Origin of the sequence: Flintibacter porci, from assembly GCF_041925195.1 — a bacterium.
Taxonomy (GTDB): domain Bacteria; phylum Bacillota; class Clostridia; order Oscillospirales; family Oscillospiraceae; genus Lawsonibacter; species Lawsonibacter porci.
Window position 1 is genome coordinate 1 of sequence record NZ_JBHEVB010000044.1, and the last position, 851, is coordinate 851.

An 851-nucleotide genomic window follows, 5' to 3' on the forward strand; every position below is an offset into this window, starting at 1 on the left:
TAGGCCTTGTTTGAAAAATAAAAGTTGCACAATAGGACGCAATATGTAAAACTAAGGGCATGAAACGCTATGAGTTAACAAAAGAACAATGGGACCGGATCAAACCGATGCTGCCACCAGAAGAAACAGGAAAGCGAGGTCGCCCGCGCAAGGATAACCGGACGATGCTGAATGGAATGCTCTGGATTGTCCGAAGCGGCGCCCAGTGGCGGGAGCTGCCGGAGGCCTACGGCCCCTGGCAATCAGTGTATGCCCGATTTGCCAAATGGCGGGATGATGGTACACTGGAAAGGGTATTTCACACACTTTCTGGGGATGCAGACATGGAGAACCTGAGCGTAGACTCTACCTGCATAAAGGTACACGAAAGTGCCAACGGTGGGAAAAAAAACGGCGAATAAGGCAGTTGGCCGCACCAGAGGCGGGCTGAATACAAAGATTCATGCTGTCGTGGATGGCCTGGGGAATCCTGTGGAGTTCCTTCTCTCAGCTGGAAATGACCACGATTCTGTTCACGCCGTTGAGCTATTGGAACAAGTCAAAATCACTGGAAGCAACATACTGGCAGACCGCGCTTACGGTGCGCAAGCCATCCGGGAATATATCTCAGAGCGTGGGGCCAGTTATGTGATTCCGCCTCAGAAAAATGTTTCTCAGCCCTGGCCGATAGATTGGCATCTGTACAAGGAGCGGCATCTGATTGAGTGTTTCTTTCAGAAAATCAAGTGGTTTCGGAGAGTCGCTACCAGATATGACAAATTGGATGTCTCTTTTCTGGCCTTCGTCTACCTTGCTGCTATTGCTATCTTGTTGCTTTAGAACAAGACTACACATTTTTCAAACAAGGCCTA

1 pseudogene is annotated in these 851 nt (G+C 49.4%); it reads left to right on the forward strand.

Features of this window, described 5'->3' with window-relative positions:
* Positions 1–59 precede the first annotated feature (59 nt).
* Positions 60–819 (forward strand): annotated as a pseudogene (locus tag ACEVJL_RS16790) (IS5 family transposase).
* Positions 820–851 lie beyond the last annotated feature (32 nt).